Origin of the sequence: Streptomyces sp. NPDC050121, from assembly GCF_044460385.1 — a bacterium.
GTDB classification, from domain to species: Bacteria; Actinomycetota; Actinomycetes; order Streptomycetales; family Streptomycetaceae; genus Streptomyces; species Streptomyces soliscabiei.
The window spans coordinates 141,517-166,980 of record NZ_JBITJV010000011.1 but is presented as its reverse complement, the minus strand read 5'-3'; the positions used below and the strand labels follow the sequence as shown (position 1 = coordinate 166,980).

Here is a 25,464-nt window from a genome sequence, read left to right as displayed (position 1 = left end):
TCCGGGGGCGCGGGGCCTACCGGCATGCGGCTCCGCCGTGGGGGCGCGGGCGGCCACCACGAACGAACCCGCAGTCGCCGATCCACCGCACCCCCACGGCACCCGCGCGGAGCGCTACCGCTCCAACCGGCCGTTGAACCGCCGGGGCAGCCCCAGCTCGTTCTCGTCCCGCAGCTCCACCGGCAGCAGCGCGGCCGGAGCGTTCTGATAGGCGACGGGCCGCAGCCACCGCTCGATGGCGGTCCCGCCGACGGACGTGGACGTGGACGTGGTGGCCGGGTACGGCCCTCCATGATGCTGAGCGGGCGCGACGGCAACGCCGGTAGGCCACCCGTTCACCAGCACGCGTCCGGCGAGCGGCGTCAGCTCGGCGAGCATCTCCGGCCCCCGCCCCTGGCCGGCGGCCTCCGCCTCGGACAGCTGAACCGTCGCCGTCAGGTTCCCCGGCAGCCGCGACAGAACCGCCTTGACCTCGCCCTCGTCGTCGTAGCGGGCCACGACGGTGACCGGCCCGAAGCACTCCTCCAGCAGCAGATCGTGCTCCCCCTCGGCGGCGAGCCGAGCAGCGGGCACGGTCAGGAAGCCCGCGCTGACGGTGTGCTCCCCGCCCGCGCCGGGCGTCACCGGCGTCTCCACGTCGGCCAGCTCCGCGCGCTCGGCGACCCCGGCGATGAAGTTGTCCCGCATCCGGTGGTCGAGCAGGACGCCCGCGTCGGTGTCGCTCACCGCGTCCGTCAGCGACTTGACCAGGCCGTCGCCGGCCGCGCCGGACGGCACCAGCACCAGCCCGGGCTTGACGCAGAACTGCCCGACGCCCAGCGTCATGGACCCGGCGAGCCCGGCGCCGATGGTCTCGGCGCGCTCGGCGGCGGCCTCCTCCGTCACCACGACGGGGTTGAGCGAGCCCAGCTCACCGTGGAACGGGATGGGCACCGGCCGGGCGGCGGCCGCGTCGAACAGCGCCCGCCCGCCCCGGATGGAGCCCGTGAAGCCCGCGGCGGTGACCAGCGGGTGCTTGATCAGCTCGACGCCGGCCTCGAAGCCGTGCACGAGACCGAGCACGCCCTCCGGGATCTTGTGCTCGGCGGCGGCGTGCCGCAGCACCTTGGCGACCAGTTCGGACAGCGCCGGGTGGTCGGGGTGGGACTTGACGACGACCGGGTTGCCGGCCGCGAGCGCGCTCGCGGTGTCGCCGCCCGCGACGGAGAAGGCGAAGGGGAAGTTGGACGCCGAGTAGACGGCGACCACACCCAGCGGCACCTTGTAGCGGCGCAGGTCGGGGATGGGCGGGGTGGCGGTGTCGTCGGGGTGGTTGATGACGACGTCCAGGAAGGCGCCCTCGTCGACGATGTCGGCGAAGGCCCGCAGCTGGTAGCAGGTGCGGGCGAGCTCGCCGTTCAGCCGGACCGGGCCGAGCGCGGTCTCGGCGTCGGCCACCTCGACGAGCGTGTCCTTGGCCGCCTGGAGCCGGTCGGCGGCGGAGCGCAGGAAGGCGGCGCGGACGGTGCGGTCGGCGAGTGAGCCGCGCGCGTCGTGGGCGGCGCGGACGACGGTGTCGACCTCCTGGGCCGTGGCCTCCACCGCAACCTGTTCACGCTGCTTCCCGGTTCGGGGGTCGACACTCCAGACTGGTGCTGCTGCCACCGCGGGTCCCTCCACGCTTGGTACTGACCATGTTCGGTACAGGCTCTGTTACTGACTCACCCACCAGGGATGTTCGATATGCTGAACGCTGTCTCTGATGGTGAATATGCTGTTGGAGACTATATCTTCAGCTTCTCGTCGAACGAAGGGGTCAAGGGCGATGTCGGCTGGCGAGACGGGGGGCGGGGCGCAGGTCAAGTCCGCGGTGCGGACGGTTGAGCTGCTGGAATACTTCGCCGGCCGCCCAGGAATGCACTCCCTGGCATCGGTCCAGGAGGCCGTCGGATATCCCAAGTCCAGTCTCTACATGTTGCTGCGCACCCTGGTGGAGCTGGGCTGGGTGGAGACCGACGCGACGGGCACACGGTACGGCATCGGCGTGCGGGCGCTGCTCGTCGGCACCTCCTACATCGACGGCGACGAGGTCGTCGCGGCGGCCCGGCCGACCCTGGACCGGCTCTCCGACGACACCACCGAGACCATCCACCTCGCCCGCCTCGACGGCACGAACGTCGTCTACCTCGCGACCCGCCAGTCCCAGCACTACCTGCGCCCCTTCACCCGCGTCGGCCGCCGGCTGCCCGCCCACTCCACCTCCCTCGGCAAGGCGCTGCTGAGCACCTACACCGACGAGCAGGTCCGCAAGATGCTGCCGGAGACGCTCCCGGCGCTGACCGAGCACACCATCACCGATCGCGAGAAGCTCATCGAGGAGCTGCACCAGGTCCGCGAGCAGGGCATCGCCGTGGACCGCGAGGAGAACACGCTGGGGCTGCGCTGCTTCGGCGTGGCGATCCCGTACCGCACGCCGGCCCGGGACGCGATCAGCTGCTCGGTGCCGGTGGCGAGACTCACGCCCGCGCACGAGCAGCTGGTGAAGGACGCCCTGTTCGACGCGCGCGACCGGCTCACGCTGGCGACCCGTCGTCTCTGAGGCTGAGGCCGGCCGATGACATGAACGGACGATGAGAATCCAGGCGGGCGGGAACGATCGATCTCTTCCCGTTCGTCTTTCTCGTCGCAATGAACAAGACGATCAGGCGCGCCTCGGTCTTCGCGCTGCTGCTGGTGTTGGCCCTGCTGGTCCGGGCCACCTGGGTGCAGTTCTACGAGGGCCAGGCACTCGCGGACGACAAGGACAACCGGCGCAACGCGATCGAGACGTACGCGGAGCCGCTCGGGAACATCATCGTGGCCGGAAAGGCGATCACCGGCTCGGCCGTCACCTCGGGCGGCGATCTCAGATACAAGCGCACGTACACGAACGGCAAGCTGTACGCGGCGGTGACGGGCTACGCCTCGCAGAGCTACGCCCCCACGCAGCTCGAAGGCATCTACACCAGCCTGCTCAACGGCACCGACACCCGTCTGAAGACGGCGCTGGACACGGTCACGAACAAGCGGGCCGACCCGGGCGACGTGATCACCACGATCGCCCCGGACGTGCAGAAGGCGGCGTACGACGCGCTCGGCGACAAGAAGGGCGCCGCCGTCGCGATCGACCCGAAGACCGGCCAGATCCTCGCGGTCGTGTCGACCCCGTCGTACGACCCGTCGTCGCTGACCGACGCCAACACGGCCGGGACGGCCTGGAAGCAGCTGAACGCGGACTCCGACAAACCGCTCACCAACCGGGCGCTGCGCCAGCCGCTCGCGCCGGGTTCCACGTTCAAGCTGGTCGTGGCGGCGGCCGCGCTGGAGGACGGGCTGTACTCGTCGGTGGACGAGAAGACCGACAGCGTGGACCCGTACAGGCTGCCGGGCACGCGGACGGACCTCAGCAACGAGAACCCCTCCGCGCCCTGTGCGAACGCCACGATCCGGGTCGCGCTGCAGTACTCCTGCAACAACGTGTTCGCGCACATGGCCGTGCAGCTCGGGCAGGACAAGCTGAGGGCGATGGCCGAGAAGTTCGGCTTCGACGACGACAGCCAGGACGTGCCGGTGCGGGCGTACCCGAGCGTGTATCCGTCCGACATGGACGAGTCGTCCACGGCGCTGACCGGCATCGGCCAGTTCGACGTGACCGCGACCCCGTTGCAGATGGCCATGGTCTCGGCCGCCATCGCCAACGGCGGCAAGCTGGTCTCGCCGCACATGGTCTCGCAGATCACCAACGGCGGCGGCGACGTCCTGGAGGACTACGACGACAAGGCGTCGACGAAGGAGATCGTCAGCTCCGACACCGCCGAGCAGTTGCAGTCGGCGATGCAGACGGTCGTCGAGAAGGGCACGGGCACGAACGCGCTCATCGACGGCGTCACCGTCGGCGGCAAGACGGGCACCGCACAGAACGGCGAGAACAACAGCAAGGCACCGTACGCCTGGTTCACGTCGTACGGCAAGTCCGACTCGTCGGGCAAGGAGGTCGCCGTGGCGGTCGTGGTCGAGCAGTCGGACGCGGCGCGTTCCGAGGTCAGCGGCAATGGGCTGGCCGCCCCCGTCGCGAAGGCGATGATGGAGGCGGCACTGAAGAACTAGGCCGTCGGACAGGTCACTTCACGCCCAGGATCTGCTCGATCGGGTCGATCGCGAAGTACACCACGAACAGTGCCGACGCCCCCCACAGCAGCCAGTGCACGTCCTTCGCCTTGCCGAGGACCGTCTTGATGAGGACGTACGCCAGGAAGCCCGCGCCGATGCCGTTGGTGATCGAGTACGTGAACGGCATCACGGCGATGGTGAGGAACGCCGGGATGGCGATCTCGTACTTGTCCCAGTCGATGCTCTTGACCTGCGTCATCATCAGAAAGCCGACGGCGACCAGGGCCGGGGCCGCCGCCTGGAGGGGGACGATGGTGAGGACCGGCGTCAGGAACAGGGCGAGGGCGAAGAGGCCGCCGGTGACCAGGTTGGAGAAGCCGGTGCGCGAACCCTCGCCGACGCCGGCCGCCGACTCGATGTAGGAGGTCGCGGAGGACGACGAGGCCGCGCCGCCCGCGACCGCCGCCGCGCCGTCGATGAGCAGCACGCGGCCCAGGTTGGGCACCTCGCCCTTCTCGTTCAGCAGTCCGGCCTCCGCGCTGATGCCGACGACCGTGCCCATGGTGTCGAAGAAGTCGGACAGGATGAGCGTGAAGACCAGCAGCACGACCGTGATGGCGCCGGTCTCGCCGAACGCGCCGAACAGGCTGAAGTGACCGATCAGCCCGAAGTCGGGGGTGCCGACCAGTTTGTCGGGCCACGAGGGCGTGGTCAGGCCCCAGGATTTGATGTCGGCGATCGAGTTGATGACGATCGCGAGCACCGTCATGGTCACGATGCTGATCAGGATCGCGCCCTTGACCTTGCGGGCGAGCAGCCCGATCGTCAGCAGCACGCCGAGGCAGAAGACGAGAATCGGCCAGCCGCTGAGCGTGCCGGTGCCGCCGAGCTGCACGGGGACGGTGGTGTTCGCGGCGTCGGGGATCCGGCTGACGAAACCGGCGTCGACGAAGCCGATGAAGGCGATGAACAGACCGATGCCGACGCTGATCGCCTGCTTGAGCGGCTGCGGGATGGCGTGCATGACGGCCTCGCGCAGACCGGTCACCACCAGGACGCAGATCAGCAGGCCTTCCAGGACGATGAGGCCCATCGCGTCGTCCCAGCTCATCAGCGGGGCGATCTGGAAGGCGACGACCGCGTTCAGGCCGAGGCCCGCGGCGAGCGCCAGGGGCAGGTTCCCGCCGACACCCATCACGATCGTCATGACGGCCGCCACCAGGGCGGTCGCGGTGGTGAGTTGGACGGTGTCGAGCTGGTGCCCGAACTTGTCCTTGGCGCTGCCCAGAATGATCGGATTCAGGACAAGGATGTAGGCCATGGTGAAGAACGTGGCGAAGCCGCCGCGTATCTCCCGGCCGAAGGTGGATCCCCGTTCGGAGATCTTGAAGAACCGGTCGACGCTGCTCGCCGCGGCCGGCGGGGCAGTTGGCCGGTCGGCCGCCTTCTTCGTCTCGGACATGACTGGTACTCCTAGGTGCCTGAATGATCTGGGTGCGGATGCTGGCTGGATTGTTCCGTCGTTGAACCCTCTTCGGGTTTTCGCCGTGTTACGGAATCGGGTTCCGCTCTTGTTCGGCCTGCCACATGATGTTCGAACCCCCGTACCCAACCAAGCAGTCGACCACTGCTACGCTTCCCGATCTCGTCCCGACAACCTCCTCGGGATCCCCATGTCATTCACATGACACGCACGCACAGGCCGCACCCCGACGGGTGCCAGAAGTCGCATCGAGAAGAGGTCACCCGTGGGCACAGTCGTCGACGACGCCGCCTCCGTGGAATTCCATGCCTTCTTCGACCGTCACTACGCGGAACTGTCCCGCCTCGCCCATCTGTTGACCGGTGAGGCGGACGCCGCCGACGACCTGGCTGCGGACGCGCTCCTCGCGCTGTGGAACCGCTGGGACCGGGTGCGCGCGGCCGACCATCCGGTGGCGTACGCCCGTGGCGTCGTCGCCAACCTGGCCCGCACCCGTATCCGCAGCGCCGTGCGTGAGCGCCGCCGGATCGCCCTGTTCTGGTCGCAGCGCGAGGAGAAGACGGAGAACCCCGACATCGCGGGCGTGGTGGACGTCCAGTCGGCGCTGCGTAGACTGCCGTTCCGCAAACGGGCCTGTGTGGTGCTGCGGCACGCCTTCGACCTCTCGGAGAAGGACACCGCGCTCGCCCTCGGGGTCTCGGTGGGTACGGTGAAGAGTCAGACCTCCAAGGGAATGGCCGAGCTGCAGAAGCTGCTCGGCGCCAAGGGAACTCCGCTCAAGGTGCCCGCGATGGTGCGCACCGGTGAGGCCACGGCCTCGGGAAGGGACCGATGACGATGCAGCGGGACGTGCACGACGAGCTGCGCGCCCGGCTGCACGGCGCGGCCGAGGCACATGAGCCCGACCGGGCGCGCATCCTGGCCCGGGTCGAGCGCGGTATGGCGGGGCAGTCGCTGGACCGGTCCGACCATCGGGCGACCCGCCCGCCCCTGTGGGGCTGGGTGCGGATCGTGGGGGCCACGGCCGCGGTCGCGAGCATGCTCGCGGTCGGCGGCTACGCGGTCGCGTCCGCGGTGAAGGACGACACCCCGCCCCAGCAGACGGTCTCCGTGTCACCGCCCCCGATCGAGTCCCCGGACGCGACGAGCCGCCCGCCGGCCTCGCCGAAGGCCACGCCGGGTTCCGGCGGCGGCGCGAAGGGCCCGGCGAAGCCGAGCACCTCCCCGACACAGACCTCGCGGGCGACGCCCGCCGCGCCCGCGCCCGAGCTGCCGGCGAAGAACGACAACGAGGACGGCCCGCTGTGGTCGGACGGCTCGATCGACCCGCACAGCAACGACTTCTGGGCACAGAGCGACGTCACCCTCAAGACGTCCGAGGTGCTCACCGAGCTCACCGTGCAGCTGAAGGTCGCACAGACCGGCGGGGTCTCCTCGACCGGCGCCTGGCGCTCCCTGCCCGAGGACGACTTCACCTTGACGGTCGCCGAGCGGAACGGCTTCCTGGTCTACACCTGGGTGCTCAAGGAGGGCCGTACGGTCGCCAAGGGCGACTGGGTGTTCGCCGGGCAGTACAACCACGACCGCGGCGGCCGGGACGCCAAGGGCGACACCTACGCGATCAAGGGCAAGTCGGACAAGCAGCAGGGTTCCGTGGGCGGCGGCTTCGCCTCCCCCGAGAACGGCGGGGGCGACTCGTAGGACGGGTCGAGCAGGACTCGTAAAAACTTCTGAAACAGCGGCAACCCTTTCCTCACCGGTGACGACCACCAGGCGCAAGAGTCACCACACACGCGAGGACTCGGTCCATGAGCACGCACAAGAGACGACCCCTCACCCGCCGGCGGGTGCTCGGGGCCTCCGCGATCGGTGTCGCCGCCACCGGCGCGGCCGTCGCGGGCGGCGCCGGCCTCCTGTCGTCCGCGTCCGCCGCGGCCTTCGGCTACCGGGACGACGGCAGGAACTACGTCGTCGACACGGGATCCTCGCTGGTCTTCAAGGTGTCGAAGACCACCGGCGACCTCACCTCGCTTCTCTACAAGGGCAAGGAGTACGAGGGCTACGGCGGCAGGCACTCGCACGTCGAGTCCGGCCTCGGCACCTCCGCCGTCACCGTCGAGCAGTCCGGCCCGACGATCCTGATCAAGGTCGTGCACGGCCCGATCACCCAGTGGTACGCGGCCCGCAGCGGCCAGAACAACATCTACCTCTGGACGAACAAGGCCGACGCCTCCTTCACCGCGACCCGGTACATCGTCCGGCTCAAGCCCGGGATGTTCCCCAACACCGGCTCGGACTCCTGGATCGAGGCCTCCGACACGATCATCGAGGCCGGTGACGTGTGGCGGCGCGCGGACGGCACCACCCACTCCAAGCACTACTCGGGCAGGCGCACCATCGACCACGACCACGTCGGCTTCACGACGGGTTCGGTCGGCCTGTACCTGGTCCGCTCCAACCACGAGAAGGCCTCCGGCGGCCCCTTCTACCGGTCCCTGCTGCGCCACTCCAACGACAAGGGGGCGGGCCTCTACGAGATCCTGCACTACAACGAGGCCCAGACCGAGGCGGAACGTTTCGGCCTGCAGGGTCCGTACGTCCTTGCCTTCACCGACGGCTCCGCACCGTCCGCGTCGTTGTTCCAGGACAAGCTGGACACCTCCTGGGTGGACGGCCTCGGCATCACCGGCTGGGTCGGCAGGGCGGGCCGTGGCAAGGTCGCGGGCGTGGGCCTGAAGGGCATGGACGCGAGCCACCCCTACACGGTCGGCTTCGCCAACCCGACCGCGCAGTACTGGGCGAAGGCCGCCGCCGGAACGGGCGCGTTCTCCTGCAAGGGCATGCTCCCGGGCACCTACACCCTGACCGTCCACAAGGGTGAACTGGCCGTCCACACCGAGACGGTGAAGGTGACGGCGGGCGCGACGACGACCCTGCACACCCTCTCGATCACCGGCGACCCGTCTGCCGCGAAGACGCTCTGGCGGCTCGGCGACTGGGACGGCACCCCCGGCGAGTTCAAGAACGCCAAGCTCATGACGTACGCCCATCCGTCCGACGCCCGCGCCGCGAAGTGGACGGGGAACGTCACGATCGGCGGCGCCGACGCGGCCGCGTCCTTCCCGGCGTATGTGTGGAAGGACGTCAACGACGGCGTCCTTGTCTACTTCAAGCTGACCGGGGAGCAGGCTGCGGCCGCGCACACCCTCCGGATCGGCGTCACGGACGCGTTCGCGAACGGCCGCCCGCGGGTGTCGGTGAACGACTGGGTCTCGCCCGTTCCGGCGGCCGTCACCCAGCCCTCGACCCGCTCCCTGACGACGGGGTCCTACCGGGGCAACAACCACACGTTCACGTACAACGTCCCGGCGAGCGCCTGGAAGACGGACGTGACGCAGTACAACGTGCTGAAGCTCAGCATCGTGAGCGGTTCGAGCGGCACGACGTTCCTGAGCCCGGGCACGTCGTTCGACTGCATCGATCTGCTCGCCTGAGAACTTGCCGGCTCGAGCCCCTCTCGGGTCGGCGGAAGGAAACGCCCCCACCGCTGGAACCCGGTGGGGGCGTTTCCTTGTGGTGCCGTCCCTGCGGGACAGGACACGTTTCGAAAGTAGCGTCGCCGGGCAGACGGGACCTTCGAAACACGCCCTAGTTCATCGTCGTGCCGATGGTCGTCGACCCCGTGGTCAGGAACGTCGTCGTCGGCAGGGCGCCGTCCGGCCTTCGGGGGCCGTACGCCGTCGTCGCGTCCGTCGACCCGAAGGCCGGCGTGGCGACACCGGCGTCCCAGTTGTTGGCCGCGGAGACAGCCGAAGACCCCAGCTTGTCCGGCCCGCCCCTGTTGCTCACCGCGAGGTTGCGGGCGAGCCGGGCCTTGCCGGTGACGAAGTAGAAACCCGTTTTCGCGTTGGCGTAGGCGGTGTTGCGGTTCAGCACGATCGCGCCGGTGTTGGAGTTCTCGGTGAAACCGTTCAGCGTGTTGTCCCAGGCGGCGTTGTCGTTGACGAGGTGCGCCACCGCGACGCCCCCGCCGCCCAGCTTGAAACCGTTTCCGTTGCCCTCGAAGGCGGAGTCGCTCCAGCGGTTCTTGCCGTTGCCGAAGGCCCACGAGTGCTCGATGGTGACGGGGGTGGAGAACTGCCACAGGTCGAGGCCGTCGTCCGAGTTGTTGTACAACCGCGCCCCGGTGATCCTGTTGCCCGTTCCCGAGCCGAACTTGACGGCGATGCCGTCCGCGTTCTGACCGTGCCCCGCGGCATCGTAGTTGCCGTAACTGTCCAGGTTCTGCACGAGGTTGTTCACCGTGCCGTCGCCGCGCAGGGTGAACCCGGAGTCGCCGTTGTTCGCGGTGACCAGGTTCTTGAAGATGCCGCCGGTCGACGAGGTGACGACGAAGCCCTGGGCGGGCGAGGACTGGAAGGTGAGGTCCTGCACGGTCCAGTAGCTGCCGTAGATCCCGGCGAGCCAGGACCCCGCGGGCAGCTTCGAGCCGTCGATCGTCACCTTCTCGCTGCCGTACGCGCGCAACGTGATGCGGGCGGAACTCGTGCCGCCGGCTGTCGACTTGAGCGTGGCCGTCGGATAGTACGTACCGGCCCGGACCTGGATGACGGTGCCGGCGACCGCGTTCCTCACCGCCGACTCGAGCTGTGCGGTGGTGGACACGGTGACCGTCGACGAGGCGGCCTCGGCGCCACCGTTCGACAGACCGAGGTACACACCGCCCGCCCCCGCGGAAACGGCCACCGCGGCGGCGATCGAGAGGGTGCGCGTCCTGCGGTGACGTCCGGTGCTCAAACGCACGGGGGCGTTCCTTTCACTGAGGCCGATGGGACGAAACGGGCCGGGAGGGGCCGCTCCGGCCCGTTTCTGCCCACCAGTCGCCGCCACGGCCGGAAAGGGTTGCCGCGCGCCCGCGAAAAGGGTCGAAACTTTCGCTCGCTCCCGCCCCGGCCTCACCGATTGACGGTCCGATGCCCGCTGGTGACACTCCGAGGGCACTGCACCCCACAGAAACACCCAAAGGAAACCCCCACAATCACACAGGAAGTGTCATGCGCCGCCTGGGTATCGTCCGCACACTGCTGCTGGCCCTCTTCCTTTCTGTCGCCTCCAGCCGCATCTACGTGCCCAGGTCGTGAGGGACTCCGCCCACTCGGCTCGGACCACGGACAAGATCCGCGTTGCCACCCGGGATGCGAAAGCGGACGACCAGTGCGTCCAGAACCGTTCGGGGCGTGCGGCTGATCAGGATGGTCCCTTCATGGAGGCGCTTGGCAAGCCGCTGGTGGCCAAGGGGGCGCCTGGAGCGGTCAGATGATCGACCCGGCGGTCTTCACGGACGACGACGGTCAGGCGTATCTGTACTGGGGCAACGGGCACGGGTAGTCGTGCCGTTGAACGACGACATGGTCTCGTTCGATCCGGCGAAGGTGAAGGACTTCACCCCGGAGAACTTCCGCGAGGGTTCCTTCGTGGTCAAGCACGGCGGCACGTACTGCTTCATGTGGTCGCAGGACGACACCCGCAGCGAGAACCACCACGTGGCGTAGGCGACGGGATCGTCCCCGCTCGGCCCGTGGACCAAGCGGGGGACGATCCTGTCCAAGCGTTCCGAGTACGGCATGCTCGCCACCGGCCACCACTCCTTGACATCCTCCTTTGACCGAAGCCAAAGGGTTCCAGCTCACGAGCTGAGGTTCACGGGCGCTCAAACCCTCTCGGGCTGTCACCCCTCCGGCGTGTCCCGCCACGACATAGGTGTTGCTCAAGTCGGCGCAAGCTTGGTTATCGCTGCACGCCGGGCCGGCCGTACCGTCCAGCCCGGGGTGCGTACGCGGTCTCAGCCGACGAAGTACGTCGGGTTCGGAAGCTTGTACTTCCTGTCGGCGTAGCCGCCGTCGAGGTCCGAGTACTGGTCGCCGAAGTTGGCGATGATCTCGTACCCGAGGTCGTCCTCGATGTGCCCCCGCGTGCCGGACTTGTACTGCACGGTCGTGCAGTTCCAGGTGCCCGGCGTCGCGCAGGCGCTGAGGTAGGACGGCGGGTTGGCCGCGTCCTTGAGGAAGATGTGGGCGGCGTCGAGGTTCACGTCGGCACCGACCTTCTTCAGGTTCTCGACGGCCGAGGCGCGCTGCGACTCCTTCAGGCCCGAGTTGTAGAAGACCTCGACGCCCTTGGCCTTCGCGTACCGCACCAGCTCGGGGCTGCCGAAGACGGCCGGACGGTCGGCCCGCGCCACGTACTCGGCCCAAGTGGTCGAGTTGTACGTGTAGTTGGTCTTCTTCTCGTAGTCGAGGCTGAGCAGCAGCGTGTCGTCGATGTCGAAGACGACCGCGGGCTTCTCGCCCTTCTTGAGCGCCTTGCGGGCGGCCTGGTCGATGTACTTCCTGGCGGCCTTGTCGATGCTCGCGAGGTCCTTGGCGTACGGACTGGCCGGCGACGCCTGGTACACGCCGTTCGCGTCCGGCGCGGTGCCGTAGTAGGTGTCGATGTCCTTCACCAGGAGCCCGATGTTGTAGGGCTCGTGGGTGGAGTTGGCCGTGGACTGGCCGGCCGTCGCCGCGCCGGCGCCGTACAGGGCGGCGCCGGCGACGGCGCAGGCCGCGGTGAGGGCCACGATACGTAGTGACTTATGCATGACACGTTTTCTACGCGCGTCACGTGGGTGGGCGCGAGACCCGTTGCCCGATCGATACCCGTTCGGCGGGCAAAAAACGGGTCAAGCGGTCGGGTCGGGCGCCCAGGTGGCCCAAGGGCCGGTCAGTTCATCGTCGCTCCGATGGTCGTCGAGCCGGTCGTCAGGAACGTGGTGGCGGGCAGGGTGCCGCTGGAGCTGCGTGCGTTGTACGTGGTGCTCGCGTCCGTCGACCTGAAGGCGGGGGTGGAGACGCCGGAGTCCCAGTTGTTGCCGGCCGAGGTGACCTTCGAGCCCTTGCTGACCGCGCCGCCGCCGTTGCCGACCGCGAGGTTCTTGCCGAGCTTGGCGGAGCTGGTGGCGAAGTAGTAGCCCCACTTGCTGTTGGCGTAGGCCGTGGTGCGGTTGATGACGATCGCCCCGGTGTTGGAGTTCTCGGTGAAACCGTTTCCGGCGTTTCCCCAGGCGGCCGAGTTGTTGATGACATGCGCGACGACCTCGCCGTCGCCGCCCAGCTTGTAGCCGTTGCCGTCGCCCGCGAAGGCCGAGTCGGACCAGCGGTTGACGCCGTTGCCCATGGACCAGGTGTGCTCGATGGTGACGGGCGAGGAGAAGGACCAGAAGTCGATCCCGTCGTCCGAGTTGTTGTAGAGGCGGGCGCCGGTGATGAGGTTTCCGGTGCCGGAGCCGAACTTCACGGCGACGCCGTCCGCGTTCTCGCCGTGGCCCGCGGCGTCGTAGTTGCCGTAGGAGTCGATGTTCTTGACGGTGTTGTTGACCGTCCCGTCTCCGGTGAGGGTGAAGCCGGAGTCGCCGCCGTTGATGGTCTTGATGTTGTTCCAGTTGGTGCCGGTGCAGGACTGGCAGACGACGGCGCTGTCCGGGGAGTTCTGGAACGTGATGTTGGAGACGTTCCAGTAGTCGGCGGTCAGCTTGAAGATCCAGGCGCCGTCGGGGAGGCTCCCGCCGTCGATCTTCACGGTCTCCGAGCCGTACGCCGTGAGGGTGATGGGTGAGGAGGAGGTGCCGTTGGCCGTGGACTGGAGGGTGGCGGTCGGGTAGTAGGTGCCGCCACGGACCTGGATGACAGTGCCGGCGCCGGCGTTCTTGATGGCGTTGGACAGGTCCGTGGAGTTGCTGACGACCACGGTCGCGGCCTGCGCCTGGGTGGGGAGTACGGCGAGACCCGCGCCGGCGGTGACGACGGCGAGAGCGGTGAGGGAACTCCTGATGCGGCTCATGAGGTGGGGATCCTCTCGTCATTCGGGTGGGGACGGATCACAGGACGGCGTCGAGCCAGGCGAAGACCTCGTCCTGCATGCGGTCCGTGAAGAGATGGCCGAGCCCCGGCCAGATCTCGGTACGGAGCCGCTCCTCGGCGTGGCGGGAGCGCCAGACGGCGCGCATCTTGGCGTAGGCCGCCCGGACGCCCTCGGCGGGGAACAGCGGATCCTGCTCGCCGCCGAGGAACAGCATCGGCCTGGGTGCGGCGATGCTCGCCACGTCGGGGAAGTCGAGGAACCGGGGAAGCCCGGGGTGGAGCATGTAGTACGAGGACTGCCCGCGCAGCGTGTTGTTGCCGGGCTCCATCATTTCCTTCAGGCCGGTCATCCAGCAGACGGCCGCCGCCGCGGCGAGGTCGTCGCTGAGCGCGGCGGCCTGCCAGGCGCGGAAGGCGCCCATGGAGAACCCGACGGCCGCGACCCGCGTGGCGTCCACGCGGTCGAGGCCGGCGAGGAAACCGGCGGCCCGGGCGTCCTCGCGGGCCATGAGTCCGGCCAGGGAGGACCCGAGGTTGAAGAAGTTACTGGCCAGGGCCTGCTGCTGGTCGTAGCCGAGCGGCCCCCGGTCGCCCCAGCCCAGAGCGTCCACGGCGAGGACCACATACCCGCGCCGGGCCAGTTCGTCGCCGACGAACCGCCCGCTGAAGTACTTCTTGGCCCAGCCCTGCGCGGAGGCCAGCCGGACGTCGTCGTACCAGGGCCGGACCAGCTTCTCCTTGCCGATGTCGAACTTCGCCCCGTGGTCGTGCAGGAGCAGCACGGCCGGGAAGGGGCCCTTGCCGTGCGGGGTGAGCAGGGCCGCGCGGACGCGTTCGTACCGGGTGAGGGAGAGGGTGACCAACTCCCTTGAGCAGCTCCCGTCTTCGGAGCGCGCACCGAACTCGGGGGCGTACGGGGTGCGGTCGTCCCGTTCGACGACGAGCAGCTCCTCGACCTGGGCGCGGGCGGCTCGGCGCCAGGCGCGGAAGTCCCGGACCGGGGACCGTCCCCAGGCGAGCGGGAAGTCCAGCTCGGCCTTGAGGGCGGGGTGGAAGTCGGGCAGTGGTCCGTCGACGACCCCCGCCTGCGCCCCGCTCACCGCTCCCGCCGTGACCAGCGCCGCCCCGGCCCCCACGACGAGCGCCCGCCGTCCCACCGGGTCACGGACACTCATACGGCCTCCAGTTGCGGAGGTACGTCCGCCGGGTGTGCGTGGCGGCCTCCCGGGCCGTCAGCTGCGGCCGGTTCTCCGGCACCGAGACCACCGCGCCGGGCCCGGAGTTGCCGTACTCCCGGAACCGCATGGTCTGCCACGGGTAGGCGTCACGCATGTTGGTGTACGGGGTCACCGCGTCGATGCCCGGGCCGAGCCGGCTGTCCCGCACGACCAGCGAGGGCCAGGCGGTGGTCTCGTACGACGGCACCCAGGGCCGGGCGATCTTGTACGCGGCGTCCTCGGCACCCGAGGTCACGCGTGCGCGCACGGCCAGGAAGCCGTACGGGTTGGCGCGGGCCGTGGCGGGGGCGAAGACCATGCCCTTGGGAGTGAAGGCCACGTCCCGTCGCAGGGTGTGGAAGTGGCAGGCGTCGAACACGGCGGTCGCCCGGCCGAAGACGAAGTCGACGTCGCCCTCGATGTAACAGTTGCGGTAGTACTGCCGGTCGAAGGCGTCCAGCGCGGTCGTGTCCGCGAACAGGGTGTCCTGGTGGGCCAGCAGCCGGACGTTCTCCAAACGCGACCTGTCCCCCGTCACATACGCGGCGACCGCCTGTGTCCCCGTGATGTCGGGGTGGTCGGCGCGCAGCCAGTCGTTGGCGAGCGTCAGGTCGCGGACGGTCAGCCCGGGCGCCGCCGAGGTGAAGGTGGCGGAGCCGGCCGTGCCGTAGGTGCCCGAGCCGTCCGGCTTCGGGGTGCCGTTGGCGTTGTCGAAGACGATGACGGCGGCACGGGGGTCGCGACTGGCACCGCGCAGGGTCAACTCGGCTTTGCCGACCGCTACGTCGACGACCTCGCGGTACGTCCCGGGATGCACGACGATCGTCCAGCCCGGGCCACTCACCGCGTCGACGGCCGCCTGGACGGAGTCGCCGGGGCGGACGTGCAGGACACGGCCGCCGTGAGCGAGGGCGGGCGTGGCAGCGACGGTCGTCGGACCGCCGGCGGCGAGGCCGGTCAGGAGGGTACGTCTGCTCAGCACGGTCAGCACTCCTTCCACGGGGCCCAGTCGCCGAGGTAGGCGGCACGCGTCGCCGACTCCGCCTGCGCGTCGGTCAGTTGGGGCCGGTTCTCGGGGGCGGTGATCTCCGCGCCGGGACCAAAGTTGTGGTACTCGGCGAACCGCATCGACTGCCAGGGGAAGGAGTTCGACATGTTGGTGTAGGGCGCGACCGCGTCGAGGCCGGCGTCGAGGCGGGTGTCGCGGACGGTGAGGCTCGGGCGGGCGGTGGTGTCGGAGCTGGGGACCCAGGGGCGGGCCAGTTTGTAGAGGGCGTCCGGGGCCGCGCTGCTGACCCGGCTCCGGCTGACCAGGTATCCGAGCGGGTTGGGGCCGGCCGTGGAGGGCGCGAAGACGAAGCCGTAGGGCGCGGCGGCCAGGTCGGTGCGGTTCAGGGTGCGGAAGTGGCACTGCTCGTAGACGGCCGTCGCCCGGCCGAAGACGAAGTCGACGTCTCCCTCGGCGTAGCAGTGCGCGTAGTACTGGCGGGCGAAGACGCCGAGGGCGACGGAGTCGGCGTACAGGGTGTCCTGGTGGCCGAGGAAGCGGCAGTGGTGGAAGGCGGAGCGGTCGCCCTGGACCTTGATGGCGACGGCCTGGGTGCCGGTGATGTCGGGGTGGTCGGCGCGCAGCCAGTCGTTGGCGAAGGTGATCCAGCGGGCGGTGAAGCCGTCGGCCTGCACGGTGGTGGTGGCCGACCCGGTGGTGCCGTAGGTGCCGCCGCCGGGCTTGGGGGTGCCGGCCGCGTTGTCGTAGACGATGACGACGTCACGGGGGTTCTCGGAGGCGCCGATCCAGGTGGCCTCGGTGCGGGTGACGTCGACGGCGACCGTTTCCCGGTACACGCCCGGTGCGAGGACGAGCGTCCAGCCGCTGCCGGTGGTGGCGGCGACGGCGGCGCGGACGGAGGTGAAGTCGCCCTGGCCGTCCGGGGCGACGTACAGGGTCTGGGGGGTGCGACGGGCGGCGGGGCTGCCGTAGCGGCCGAAGAGGCGGCGCCGTCCGGTGGCTGCCCGCGCGGGCGGGGCGGCGAGGCCGAGGGCGGCGACCGTGCCGGCGCTCGCGGCGAGGAATCCCCTTCTGGAGAGGGGGAGTTGACCGAGGTGGGGCGAGGGCATGCGGGTGCTCCTTCGCGGTGCGGCGGTGCGGGGAGAAGGGCCGGGGCGACGAGTGGGCGCCGCCCCGGTCGTCGTACGGACGGCTCAGCCGAGGCGTCCCGCGCCCGCGCCGCAGTCGACGATCCGCGGAACGGTCCGGGTGGGGTCGACCTTGGTGCGCAGGGTGGGTGTCCAACCCGCGCCGGACCGCAGGATCTCGGTCGGCACCTCGGCGTTGTGGACGGCGATCAGGTCGGTCGGCTCACCGTTGACGTAGTTGTCGGCGGCGGTGAGCGGCGCGTCCTTCCACTTCTTGAGGATCTTCCCGGCGCCGGTCCCGGCCGGCAGTGTGAAGGCGTTGTGCTCGGCGACGAGCTGGGACTCCATGCCGATGCCGTAGCTGTAGGAGTAGCCGTCACCCGCGACGAAGTGGTTGTTGTAGGAGTCGACCTGCCCGAAGCGGACCCTCGGAGCCCGCTCCACGAGGTTCGAGAAAAGGTTGTGATGGAAGGTGACCTTCAGATGGCCCCGGTCCACCGCGGCCGTCGAGGCGCTGTCGCTGTTGCCGATCAGGATCGTCTTGTCGTGGTCGGTGAAGACGTTCCAGGAGGCGGTGACGTAGTCGGCGCCCTTGACGATGTCGAGCTCGCCGTCGTGCTGCTCGAAGATCCGCCCGTAGTACGAGGGCAGCGTGCTGTCCGGGTGGTCGCCGTCGGTGAAGGTGTTGTGGTCCATCCAGACGTGCGTCGACCCGTAGACCACCGCGCTGTCGTACTCGGAGTTCCAGTTTCCGTCGGCGGTGTCGGTCGGGTCCCACTGCGGGAAGCAGTCGAGGGGGCTCTCGAAGGACAGGTTGCGGACGATGACGTTGTCGACGCCCTTGATCTGCAGGCTGGCGCCCTTGAAACCGGCGCCCCGGCCGATGCCGACGATGGTGGTGTTGGCGGGCACGGTGGCCTTGATGTAGGCGTCCTGGTTGGCGGCGGAGGCGCGGCGCAGACCCTCGGGGCTGCCGTCGGGCTCGGCGTCCAGGTTCTTGTCGCGGCCCCAGACAGCGGGGTCGTAGGTCTTCAGGTAGGTGTCGAAGTCGTACCCCGGCGCGGCGAACGAGGCGCAGCTCGGCCCGTCGGCGTCGATGGCGCCCTTCACCTTGATGATCTTCGGCGCGCTGCCGCCGGCGGCGAGGGCGGCCTTGAAGCCGGCCCAGTCGGTGACGGTGTAGACGTGGGCGGCGTCGGCGGCCGACCCGCCCGTCGTCCCGGTCCCGTAGGACCCCCATCCGTCGTTGACGCCCAGGACCTGCCGGCCCAGATCATGGGAGGCGGAGTGGGAGGACTGGGCCTGGGGCTGGGCGGACGCCGTGCCGGTGACGGACAGCACCAGGGCGGTACACCCCACCAGAGCAGCTATGACGCGAGCATGACATACGCGTGTATGCACTGTGCAGGTCTCCTCTGAGTAAGAGAGCGGTGCGGTGTTGCGAGAGCGGTTACGAAAGCGGCGCGGGCCAGGTGATCCAGGACGTGGGGATCTCGTCGTGCAGCCGGACGACGTCGCGCGGCGCGAGCACCCGCGTCCGCAGCAGCTCCCGGGCGACGAGTCGCGCCACGGCGATCGCGCCCGGCGGATTGAAGTGCGTGTTGTCCTGCTCGGTCGCGGTCCAGTTGAAGTACGTCTTCGTGGCCTCGACCCCGAGCCGCTGCCACAGCGCGAGCGAGAGGGACTGGACGTCGAGCAGCGCCACCCGCTCCGACTCGGCGAGCGCGCGCATGGCGGCGGGGTACTCGCCGTGCGTGGGCAGGGCGTTGCCCTCGGCGTCGAACCTGCGGCGCTCGACCGGTGTGGCGAGCACGGGCCGCGCGCCCTTCGCGCGGGCGCCGTCGATGTACATCCGCAGGTAGTCCTGGTACGTCGTCCAGGGCTCGGTGTACCGCGTCGGGTCGGTGGTCTTCTCGTCGTTGTGCGCGAACTGGATCAGCAGGAAGTCCCCCGGGCGGATCGCGGCGAGAACGGCGTCGAGCCGGCCTTCGTCGACGAAGCTCTTGGAACTGCGTCCGTTCACGGCGTGGTTGGCGACCGGCCGGTCCTTGTGCAGAAAGAACGCAACCGCCATGCCCCACCCGGTCTCGGGAGCGGCGTCGGAATACTTCTGGGCGGCGGTGGAGTCACCGGCGATGAAGAGCGTGCGGGGCCGGGATCCACCGGCATGGGCAGGAACGGCTCCTGCGAGTCCGAGAGGAAGGGCGGCGAGGGCCGCCGAGGTGACCTGTCTGCGGCTAAGGGACACGAACGTGCACCTTTCAACAGGGGGTATGGATGTGCAGGGGCGCGGGGAACTGCGCGGCCAGCCCCAACCGGCCGGCAGTCCCCCACAAACCGAAACCACACGAGCTATCCGTGGTTCTTCTTCCAGTCGGCCTGCGCGGCGTTCAGCTGCTCGGCCAACGTGTCCAGGAATTCCTTTGCGCTCATCTTTCCGAGCAGCACCTTCTGGTAGTTCGGCTCGTTGTCCGCCTTCGAGATCGTGTTCCAGTCGGGCAGGTAGTACGGGAACTGCACGATCTTGGTGTCGGCTCCGTTGAGCGCCTCGGCGGCCAGCTTCGTCGGCTCGGCCTGCTGGATCCACGCGTCCTTCGCGGCCTCGGTGTTCGCCGGGATCTGCCCCGCGGCCTTGTTGTACTTGGAGTTCTCCTCGTGCGAGACGGCGAACTCCACGAACTTCCAGGCGGCCGTCTTGTTCTTGCTGGTCTTGAAGACGCTCAGCCCGTCGACGGGGTTGGAGACCTGCACCCGGGCGCCACTGTCCTGGGTCGGGCTGGGGATGCCGCGGAACTTGTCCGCGCCCAGTGCCTTCAGGTGGTCCTGGTAGGAGCCGAGGTTGTGGCTGAGCATGCCGATGGTGCCGCTGTCCCACTGGGCGACCATCTTGGTGAAGTCGTTGTTGACGTCGGCGGACGGAGTGTCCTTCTTGTACAGGGCAACGTACTTCTCCAGCGCGGCGACGAGCTTCGGGTCGTTGACGGTGGTCTTGTCGCCGTTCCAGAAGGTGTCGATGCCGGACTGGCTGTACGCCGCGTCCAGGGCCGGCGCGATGGATCCCTCGCCGCCTCGGATGGTGAAGCCGAACTCGTTCTTGCTCTGGTTCGTGAGCTTGTCGGCGGCCTCGTAGAACTTCGTCCAGGTGGTCGGCGCGTCCAGACCGGCCTTCTGGAACAGGTCGGTGCGGTACCACAGGGTGCCGTTGTTGGACGAGGTCGGGATCTGGTAGAGCTCCTTGCCGCCGCCGGCCGACCGGCTGCTGTCAAGCAGGTTCTGGCTCAGCTTGCCCTTCAGGGCGCTCTTCTCCAGCCGGCTGTCCAGCGGCTCCAGCGCGCCCTGCACCGCGACCTCGGCGAGCATCGCGGTGCCCACCCCGCCGACGTCGGGCAGACCGCCGCCCTGGATGGCGGTGTCGTACTTGGACTGGGCACTCGCGGCCGGGATCCCGACGTACTTGACCTTGATGTCCGGGTTGGCCTTCTCGAAGTCGGCGATGATCTCCTTCCAGATGTCGGTGCGGACACCGCCGTTGTTGTCCCAGAAGGTGATCTCACCCTTGCCGGAGCCCTCGCCTCCCTTGTCCCCCGCGGCGCCGCTGCCGTCGTCACCACACGCGGTGGCGGTCAGCGCGAGCACGGAGCCCAGGGCGACGGCCAGGGCGGCGCGCCTGCTTCTGCGGATGCTGCTCTTCATATGGTCGGCTCTCTTCTTCTGGATCCCAACGGAGATATGAAGTTGTGGGGGGTCATGGGGGGTGTTCACCGGACGGTCGGGTGGTCGCCCGGGACGGTCGGGTGGTCGCCCGGCACGGTCGGGTGGTCGCCCGGCACGGTCGGGTGGTCGCCCGGCACGGTCGGGTGGTCGCCCGGCACGGTCGGCGGGAGCGCGGCGCCGATCCGCGCCTGCGGCCCGGAGAACCGGGTGACCAGCGCGGGAACGGCCGCCGCCGGGTCCAGCCGGTAGGCGTAGAACTCCCGCGGGTCGAAGGCGGCGCCCCACTCGTCGGTGCGCCCGCTCGTGTTGCGCAGGATCGACCCGCGCTCGACCAGCTCGGCCGTCGCGTCGGCCTGGTAGGGATGCTGGACGCCGTCGTAGTAACCGTTCTCGATGACCATCTTCGTGTGGCCTCGCGACCAGTTCCCGTACGTCCACACCGGGTCCCCGTCGGCCACCTGCGCCGACACGTAGTTGTTGTAGAGGTGGGCGTAGGCGCAGTTGTCGGCCGAGGGGTTGCGCTGTTTCGTGCCCGTGAACCAGTTGTGGTCGATGGTGATCTGGGTGCGGACGTTGGTCGTCCAGCCGATGCCGAACGCCTTGTTGTGGTTGCTGAATCGGTTGTAGGAAACGGTGATGTACTGGCTGTCCTTGCGGATGTCGAGCAGTCCGTCGCCCATGTGCGTCAACGTGTTGTGGTCGATCCAGACGTGGTCGACGGTGTCCATCTGGATCGCGTCGAAGTCGGTCGTCTTGCCGTCCCAGTCGCCCTCGACGTAGGAGTCCCGGATCGTCAGGTTGCGGATGATCACGTTGTGCGTGCCGGGGTTCAGGTGCAGTTCGCCGTGCACGATCTCGCCGGTGTCACCGACGCCGATGATCGTCTTGTTCGAGGTCACGACGATGTCGGAGCCGAAGGGCTCGACGGCCACCGCGCCCTTGACCCGGATGACGTAGGGCTCCTCGGCGGCCGCGTACTTCGCGAGCTGGGCCTGGTCGGTGACGGTGACGACCGTGCCGCCGGCGCCTCCGGTGGTGCCCCCGGCGACGGAGGCGAAACCGTGGGCCCGGTCGGTCCAGCGAGCCGCCGAGGACGTCGGGGCGGAGGACGACGTCGAGGACGTCGAGGACGTGGCGGCGACGGTGGTCGTCGGTCGGACGGCGGCCCTCGCCTCGCCGACCGCGCCGAGGCCGAGCGCCGCCACCAGGCCGGCCACGGCCGCCATGACCAACCCGGGTCTCGGCAAGCGCTTGCTAGGGAAGTGCGTCATTGCGGCTCCCAACAGGCGTACAGAACAGGTGAGTTAAAGAGGTCTGATCCGGAACTCGTTGAACGTGGCGGCCCCCGCGTGCCCGGTTCCGACCGGCGCGACGGCGAAGAGGCCGAGCAGGGCGCCGACCCAGCGCCAGGGAGTGGCGGCGAAGACGGGGCCGGACCAGCGCAGGCCGTCGCCGACGTCGTAGGCGAAACGGCAGCGGGCGCCCGCGCCGATCTCGATCCGCAGGCGGGCCCGCCCGTCGGGGGCGAGCCGCGGGTGAGCGGCATCGCGTTCCTGCTCGGCGACCTGTTCGGCGAACCGGTGCACGAGGTGGACGGCGCCGTCGGCGCCGCGCTGGAGGCCGATCCAGCCGAAGGCGTCGCCGAGGACCGCGAGTCCGGCGCGGGCGTCCGGCTCCTCACTGTGCAGCCGCAGCTCCACCTCCACGGTGGACGGGACGCCGGGCAGTCGTTGGGTGAGGATGTTCGGCAGGGTGCGCAGGTCGTGCGCGTCGGCCGTCCGTACGCAGGTCAGGCGCAGTCCGTCGGCGGAGTGCTGGGTGGCGAGGCCGTCATGGGGGTTGGCCGTCCACGACCACTGGCGGCCGAAGCGTCCGCCGGGGAAGTCGTCGTCGGTGGCGGGCGCGGCGGCGGGCTGCGCGGGCAGACCGGGCCGCCGGTGCCGGAGGACGGGAGCGCCCTCGTCGCCGATGACCGGCCAGCCCTCCGGGCCCCAGCGCATGGGCTGGAGGTGGACCACGCGGCCGTACGCGCCGCGCTGCTGGAAGTGCAGGAACCAGTCCTCGCCGGACGGGGTGCGCACCCAGCCGCCCTGGTGGGGGCCGTTGACCTGGGTGTCCCGCTGTTCCAGGACGACCCGCTCCTCGTACGGGCCGAAGAAGTCCCGGGCGCGGAAGGCGCCCTGCCAGCCGGTCTCCACTCCCCCGGCGGGGGCGAGGATCCAGAACCAGCCGTCGTGCCGGTAGAGCTTCGGCCCTTCGAGGGTGAACCAGCCGGGGATGCGGTCCCCGTCGACGATCAGCTTGCCCTCGTCGAGGACGGCCGTCCCCTCGGGGTGCATGCGGTGGCCGGTGAGCCGGTTCTTGACGCCCGCGCGGGACTTCGCCCAGGCGTGGACGAGATACGCCTCGCCGCTGTCGTCGTCCCACAGGGGGCACGGGTCGATGAGTCCCCTGCCCTCCTTCACCAGGTGCGGGCGGGTCCAAGGGCCCCTGATCTCAGGGGCGTTGACCTGTAAGATGCCCTGGTCGGGGTCGCCCCAGAAAATCCAGAAGCGGTCGTCGTGCCATCTCAACGCCGGTGCCCAGACACCGCAGTCGTGGCGCGGGGTGTTGAACTCCGCTGCGGGTTCCAGGCGTTCCAGGGCGTGTCCGACCAGGGTCCAGTTGACCAGGTCGCGCGAGTGCAGCAGCGGCAGGCCGGGGGCGCGGCCGAAGCTGGATGCGGTGAGGTAGAAGTCGTCGCCGACGCGCACGACGTCGGGGTCGGACCAGTCGGCGTTCAGGATCGGGTTCGTGTAGGTGCCGTGCGGCTCGTGGGTCACTGGCTGACCGCCTTGCGGACCAGCGCCGCCGCCTCGTCCCGGTCCGGGCGGCCGTCGGCGACGACGGTGACGACGCGCCGTACGGCCGTCTCGCCGGGCGGGATCGGCAGCCGCTCGGCAGAGGCCAGCGAGGAGCCGACGCCCGGATACTCGCCGGTGCGCACGAACCAGGGGTCGCGGCGGGTGGTGCCGGTGGCGCCCGCGAAGACGAGGGTCCAGCCGGCGCCGGCCAGGGCGAGCCAGTCGGCGCGCTCGCCGTGGACCGAGGCCTCGCCCTCGGTGTCGGCGGTGAAGACCTGCGGAGCCCTGGCCTCCTTCCGGGCGCGCCAGAAGAAGCCGCCGTAGGCCGCGCCGGGGCGGCCGTTCGTCGCCGGACTGCCGATCGACAGCGGGCCGGAGGTGACGTTGGTGAGGGAGAAGGTGAAGTCCAACGCCCAGGCGGTGTCGGTGAGTTCGGTGGCGGCGACCGTGCGGCGCTCGCGCAGCAGCTCGGCGCCGGCGGCGACCCAGCGCAGCTCCTCGACGAAGCCGTCGGGGTCGCGCAGCTGGAAGGAGCCGTGGCGCTGGGCGCCATGGTTGTCGAGCTCGGTCGGGCCCTGACCCCGGACGTAGGTCCGGCCGCCCCAGAAGTTGTGCCCCTCGACGTCGGGTACGGCTACACCGACGCCGAGGTGGTGTGTGTGGTCGGCCGGGCTCAGTTCGGTGACCGCCGTGCCGGCCAGGGTGGTGACGGGGTGCAGATAGGGGCGTGGGGAGAGCCGGGTGGGCAGTTCGGGGCGGGTGACGTAGCGGCCGACCGGGCGGCCTGCGACGCGCAGGACGACCGGTGCGTCGGGTGCCGGTGCGGTCATCAGGGGCTCACCTCTTTCGGATGCGCGGTCGTGAACGCCCAGGGGGCGCCCAGTTCGGAGTAGAGGGCGAGGGTGTCGGCGGCGGCCGCGACGAGGCCGTCGATGCCGGGGACGACCCGCCGGTCCTCGTCGGGCAGCAGGCGCCAGGCGCCGTCGGGCAGCTGGACCGGGTCGGGGGCGGTCCGGATCGCCTCGACGACCCGCATGAACGACTCGGTCGCGGCGGGCGGGACGAGCAGTTCGGCCCCGTCGGTGAGGTGGTCGACGAGGTTCTCCAGCAGGTCGGTGCGGCCGTACTCGTACTCCTCGGGGCCGTGGCCGGCGCGCTGGAGCAGGACGCGGTCCTGCTTGTACCAGTACGTGATCCGGCCGCGGCTGCCGTGGACGACGACGTACGGGTCGTCGGGGTCCTCGGCGCACAGGGTGGCCGCGACGACGATGTGACGGCCGTCGGCGGTGGTGACGCGGACGCAGGAGGTGTCGTCGGACTCGATGGCGTTGGCGTGCGCCAGCTCGGTCTCGATGCCGGTGACGTCCTCGGCGCGGGTCGCTCCGGCCAGCGCGAGGGCGGTGGCGACGGCGTGCGCGAGCGGGTTGGTGAGCGCCCCGTCGATCACGTCGACGCCGTTCAGCCTCCGCTTGCCCGCCCAGGGCGCCCGCCGGTAGTACGACTCGGCGCGCGCCCAGGCCCCGGCTCCGCCGACGCCGGCCACCTCGCCGATCGCACCGTCGGCGATCAGGGTGCGGATCGCGGGCACAGCGTGCGAGCCCAGCGACTGGAAGCCGATCTGGCAGACCACGCCGGCCTCGGCGACCCCCTCGGCCATCCGGCGGAACTCGGCGTAGGACGGCGCGGGCGGCTTCTCCAGGAGCAGGTGCACGCCCTTGCGGGCCGCGGTCAGGGCCAGATCGGTGTGGGTGGGGATGGGGGTGCAGACGACGGCGATCCGGGCGCCGGTGGTGTCCAGCAGCGCGCCGAAGTCGGCGGACTGCTCGGGCATGCCGAGGCCCTCGGGGATCTCGTCCGCCGTCAGCGGGGTCAGCTCGCAGATGCCCGCAAGCCGGACGATTCCCTTGTCCTGGAGTCGGCGGATGTTGTCCAGGTGCCAGCGGCCGTGGCCGCGCGCGCCCGCGAGGACGACGGGGACGGCGGTGCTCATGAGGTTCATGAGGTTCATTGGACACCTCCGGATGCCGCGTCGCTTTGGCTGAGGT

The 25,464-nt window shown here is 69.8% G+C and carries 19 protein-coding genes and 2 pseudogenes; 6 read left to right on the top strand and 15 right to left on the bottom strand.

Features of this window, described 5'->3' with window-relative positions; translation table 11 throughout:
- Positions 1 to 114 precede the first annotated feature (114 nt).
- Positions 115 to 1,644: an aldehyde dehydrogenase (NADP(+)) gene (locus ACIBTS_RS19070; protein ID WP_399320696.1), complete on the bottom strand. Its 1,530-nt coding sequence runs from the start codon at positions 1,642 to 1,644 to the stop codon at positions 115 to 117.
- Between the two features lie 160 nt (positions 1,645 to 1,804).
- Between ACIBTS_RS19070 and ACIBTS_RS19065 the strand changes: the two genes are divergently transcribed.
- Together ACIBTS_RS19065 and ACIBTS_RS19060 are read left to right on the top strand one after the other, a co-directional pair.
- Positions 1,805 to 2,578, top strand: coding sequence for an IclR family transcriptional regulator (locus ACIBTS_RS19065; protein WP_079663130.1), 774 nt, complete (start codon positions 1,805 to 1,807; stop codon positions 2,576 to 2,578).
- An 89-nt stretch (positions 2,579 to 2,667) separates the two neighbouring features.
- Complete coding sequence (locus tag ACIBTS_RS19060) at positions 2,668 to 4,125, top strand: peptidoglycan D,D-transpeptidase FtsI family protein (RefSeq protein WP_399320694.1); 1,458 nt, start codon at positions 2,668 to 2,670, stop codon at positions 4,123 to 4,125.
- 13 nt (positions 4,126 to 4,138) lie between these two features.
- Here ACIBTS_RS19060 and ACIBTS_RS19055 read toward each other — a convergent pair whose 3' ends face one another.
- The gene (locus ACIBTS_RS19055; protein ID WP_399320693.1) at positions 4,139 to 5,590 is read right to left on the bottom strand and encodes an NCS2 family permease; all 1,452 of its coding nucleotides are present in this window, start codon (positions 5,588 to 5,590) and stop codon (positions 4,139 to 4,141) included.
- A 286-nt stretch (positions 5,591 to 5,876) separates the two neighbouring features.
- Here ACIBTS_RS19055 and ACIBTS_RS19050 point away from each other — a divergent pair, with 286 nt between their 5' ends.
- The 3 genes from ACIBTS_RS19050 (at position 5,877) to ACIBTS_RS19040 (ending at position 9,105) form a co-directional block, all read left to right on the top strand.
- Entirely contained in the window at positions 5,877 to 6,446 is a 570-nt protein-coding gene (locus tag ACIBTS_RS19050) for a SigE family RNA polymerase sigma factor (RefSeq protein WP_399320691.1), read from the top strand.
- Positions 6,443 to 7,312 (top strand): hypothetical protein, encoded by an 870-nt coding sequence (locus tag ACIBTS_RS19045; RefSeq protein WP_399320689.1) that lies wholly within the window; start codon positions 6,443 to 6,445, stop codon positions 7,310 to 7,312. The genes ACIBTS_RS19050 and ACIBTS_RS19045 overlap by 4 nt, the downstream gene beginning before the upstream one ends.
- A 107-nt stretch (positions 7,313 to 7,419) precedes the next feature.
- Positions 7,420 to 9,105 carry a rhamnogalacturonan lyase B N-terminal domain-containing protein gene (locus tag ACIBTS_RS19040; RefSeq protein ID WP_399320688.1) on the top strand — a complete coding sequence of 562 codons (1,686 nt, stop codon included), beginning with the start codon at positions 7,420 to 7,422 and terminating at the stop codon, positions 9,103 to 9,105.
- A 154-nt stretch (positions 9,106 to 9,259) separates the two neighbouring features.
- Here the strand turns inward: ACIBTS_RS19040 and ACIBTS_RS19035 are convergent, their stop codons facing one another.
- A complete protein-coding gene (locus ACIBTS_RS19035; RefSeq protein ID WP_399320686.1) occupies positions 9,260 to 10,414 on the bottom strand; it encodes a right-handed parallel beta-helix repeat-containing protein in 1,155 nt (384 codons plus the stop codon).
- A 430-nt stretch (positions 10,415 to 10,844) separates the two neighbouring features.
- Here ACIBTS_RS19035 and ACIBTS_RS19030 point away from each other — a divergent pair.
- Positions 10,845 to 11,268 (top strand): annotated as a pseudogene (locus ACIBTS_RS19030) (family 43 glycosylhydrolase); the annotation flags it as partial.
- A gap of 185 nt (positions 11,269 to 11,453) precedes the next feature.
- Here ACIBTS_RS19030 and ACIBTS_RS19025 read toward each other — a convergent pair.
- The 12 genes and pseudogenes from ACIBTS_RS19025 to ACIBTS_RS18970 form a co-directional block, all read right to left on the bottom strand.
- The gene (locus tag ACIBTS_RS19025) at positions 11,454 to 12,251 is read right to left on the bottom strand and encodes an HAD family acid phosphatase (RefSeq protein WP_399320685.1); all 798 of its coding nucleotides are present in this window, start codon (positions 12,249 to 12,251) and stop codon (positions 11,454 to 11,456) included.
- Between the two features lie 122 nt (positions 12,252 to 12,373).
- Complete coding sequence (locus tag ACIBTS_RS19020) at positions 12,374 to 13,489, bottom strand: chondroitinase-B domain-containing protein (protein ID WP_399320684.1); 1,116 nt, start codon at positions 13,487 to 13,489, stop codon at positions 12,374 to 12,376.
- Positions 13,490 to 13,526: 37 nt separating this feature from the next.
- A complete protein-coding gene (locus ACIBTS_RS19015; protein ID WP_399320682.1) occupies positions 13,527 to 14,684 on the bottom strand; it encodes a dienelactone hydrolase family protein in 1,158 nt (385 codons plus the stop codon).
- Complete coding sequence (locus ACIBTS_RS19010; protein WP_399320805.1) at positions 14,671 to 15,705, bottom strand: pectinesterase family protein; 1,035 nt, start codon at positions 15,703 to 15,705, stop codon at positions 14,671 to 14,673. The genes ACIBTS_RS19015 and ACIBTS_RS19010 overlap by 14 nt, the downstream gene beginning before the upstream one ends.
- Before the next feature lie 5 nt (positions 15,706 to 15,710).
- A complete protein-coding gene (locus ACIBTS_RS19005) occupies positions 15,711 to 16,844 on the bottom strand; it encodes a pectinesterase family protein (protein ID WP_399320680.1) in 1,134 nt (377 codons plus the stop codon).
- Positions 16,845 to 16,928: 84 nt separating this feature from the next.
- Complete coding sequence (locus ACIBTS_RS19000; protein WP_399320678.1) at positions 16,929 to 18,221, bottom strand: polysaccharide lyase family 1 protein; 1,293 nt, start codon at positions 18,219 to 18,221, stop codon at positions 16,929 to 16,931.
- Positions 18,222 to 18,312: 91 nt separating this feature from the next.
- Positions 18,313 to 19,110: a rhamnogalacturonan acetylesterase gene (locus ACIBTS_RS18995; RefSeq protein ID WP_399320676.1), complete on the bottom strand. Its 798-nt coding sequence runs from the start codon at positions 19,108 to 19,110 to the stop codon at positions 18,313 to 18,315.
- 104 nt (positions 19,111 to 19,214) lie between these two features.
- Positions 19,215 to 20,555, bottom strand: a complete 1,341-nt coding sequence (locus tag ACIBTS_RS18990; RefSeq protein ID WP_319673867.1) for a sugar ABC transporter substrate-binding protein — start codon at positions 20,553 to 20,555, stop codon at positions 19,215 to 19,217.
- A 113-nt stretch (positions 20,556 to 20,668) separates the two neighbouring features.
- Positions 20,669 to 21,847: pseudogene (locus ACIBTS_RS18985) on the bottom strand (polysaccharide lyase family 1 protein); the annotation flags it as partial.
- Between the two features lie 33 nt (positions 21,848 to 21,880).
- Entirely contained in the window at positions 21,881 to 23,398 is a 1,518-nt protein-coding gene (locus ACIBTS_RS18980) for a family 43 glycosylhydrolase (protein ID WP_399320674.1), read from the bottom strand.
- Positions 23,395 to 24,249, bottom strand: coding sequence for a PmoA family protein (locus ACIBTS_RS18975; protein ID WP_399320672.1), 855 nt, complete (start codon positions 24,247 to 24,249; stop codon positions 23,395 to 23,397). The genes ACIBTS_RS18980 and ACIBTS_RS18975 overlap by 4 nt, the downstream gene beginning before the upstream one ends.
- Positions 24,249 to 25,409 carry a Gfo/Idh/MocA family protein gene (locus ACIBTS_RS18970; RefSeq protein WP_399320803.1) on the bottom strand — a complete coding sequence of 387 codons (1,161 nt, stop codon included), beginning with the start codon at positions 25,407 to 25,409 and terminating at the stop codon, positions 24,249 to 24,251. Before ACIBTS_RS18970 ends, ACIBTS_RS18975 begins: the two co-directional genes overlap by 1 nt.
- Between the last annotated feature and the right edge of the window lie 55 nt (positions 25,410 to 25,464).

Bases quoted from the DNA above. Each gene is read 5' to 3' on its own strand.
- ACIBTS_RS19065 (WP_079663130.1), top strand. From the start codon at position 1,805: ATGTCGGCTGGCGAGACGGGGGGCGGGGCGCAGGTCAAGTCCGCGGTG.
- ACIBTS_RS19040 (WP_399320688.1), top strand. From the start codon at position 7,420: ATGAGCACGCACAAGAGACGACCCCTCACCCGCCGGCGGGTGCTCGGG.
- ACIBTS_RS18975 (WP_399320672.1), bottom strand. From the start codon at position 24,249: ATGACCGCACCGGCACCCGACGCACCGGTCGTCCTGCGCGTCGCAGGC.
- ACIBTS_RS19055 (WP_399320693.1), bottom strand. From the start codon at position 5,590: ATGTCCGAGACGAAGAAGGCGGCCGACCGGCCAACTGCCCCGCCGGCC.
- ACIBTS_RS19005 (WP_399320680.1), bottom strand. From the start codon at position 16,844: ATGCCCTCGCCCCACCTCGGTCAACTCCCCCTCTCCAGAAGGGGATTC.
- ACIBTS_RS19025 (WP_399320685.1), bottom strand. From the start codon at position 12,251: ATGCATAAGTCACTACGTATCGTGGCCCTCACCGCGGCCTGCGCCGTC.
- ACIBTS_RS18990 (WP_319673867.1), bottom strand. From the start codon at position 20,555: ATGAAGAGCAGCATCCGCAGAAGCAGGCGCGCCGCCCTGGCCGTCGCC.
- ACIBTS_RS19060 (WP_399320694.1), top strand. From the start codon at position 2,668: ATGAACAAGACGATCAGGCGCGCCTCGGTCTTCGCGCTGCTGCTGGTG.
- ACIBTS_RS19020 (WP_399320684.1), bottom strand. From the start codon at position 13,489: ATGAGCCGCATCAGGAGTTCCCTCACCGCTCTCGCCGTCGTCACCGCC.
- ACIBTS_RS19045 (WP_399320689.1), top strand. From the start codon at position 6,443: ATGACGATGCAGCGGGACGTGCACGACGAGCTGCGCGCCCGGCTGCAC.
- ACIBTS_RS19015 (WP_399320682.1), bottom strand. From the start codon at position 14,684: ATGAGTGTCCGTGACCCGGTGGGACGGCGGGCGCTCGTCGTGGGGGCC.
- ACIBTS_RS18970 (WP_399320803.1), bottom strand. From the start codon at position 25,409: ATGAGCACCGCCGTCCCCGTCGTCCTCGCGGGCGCGCGCGGCCACGGC.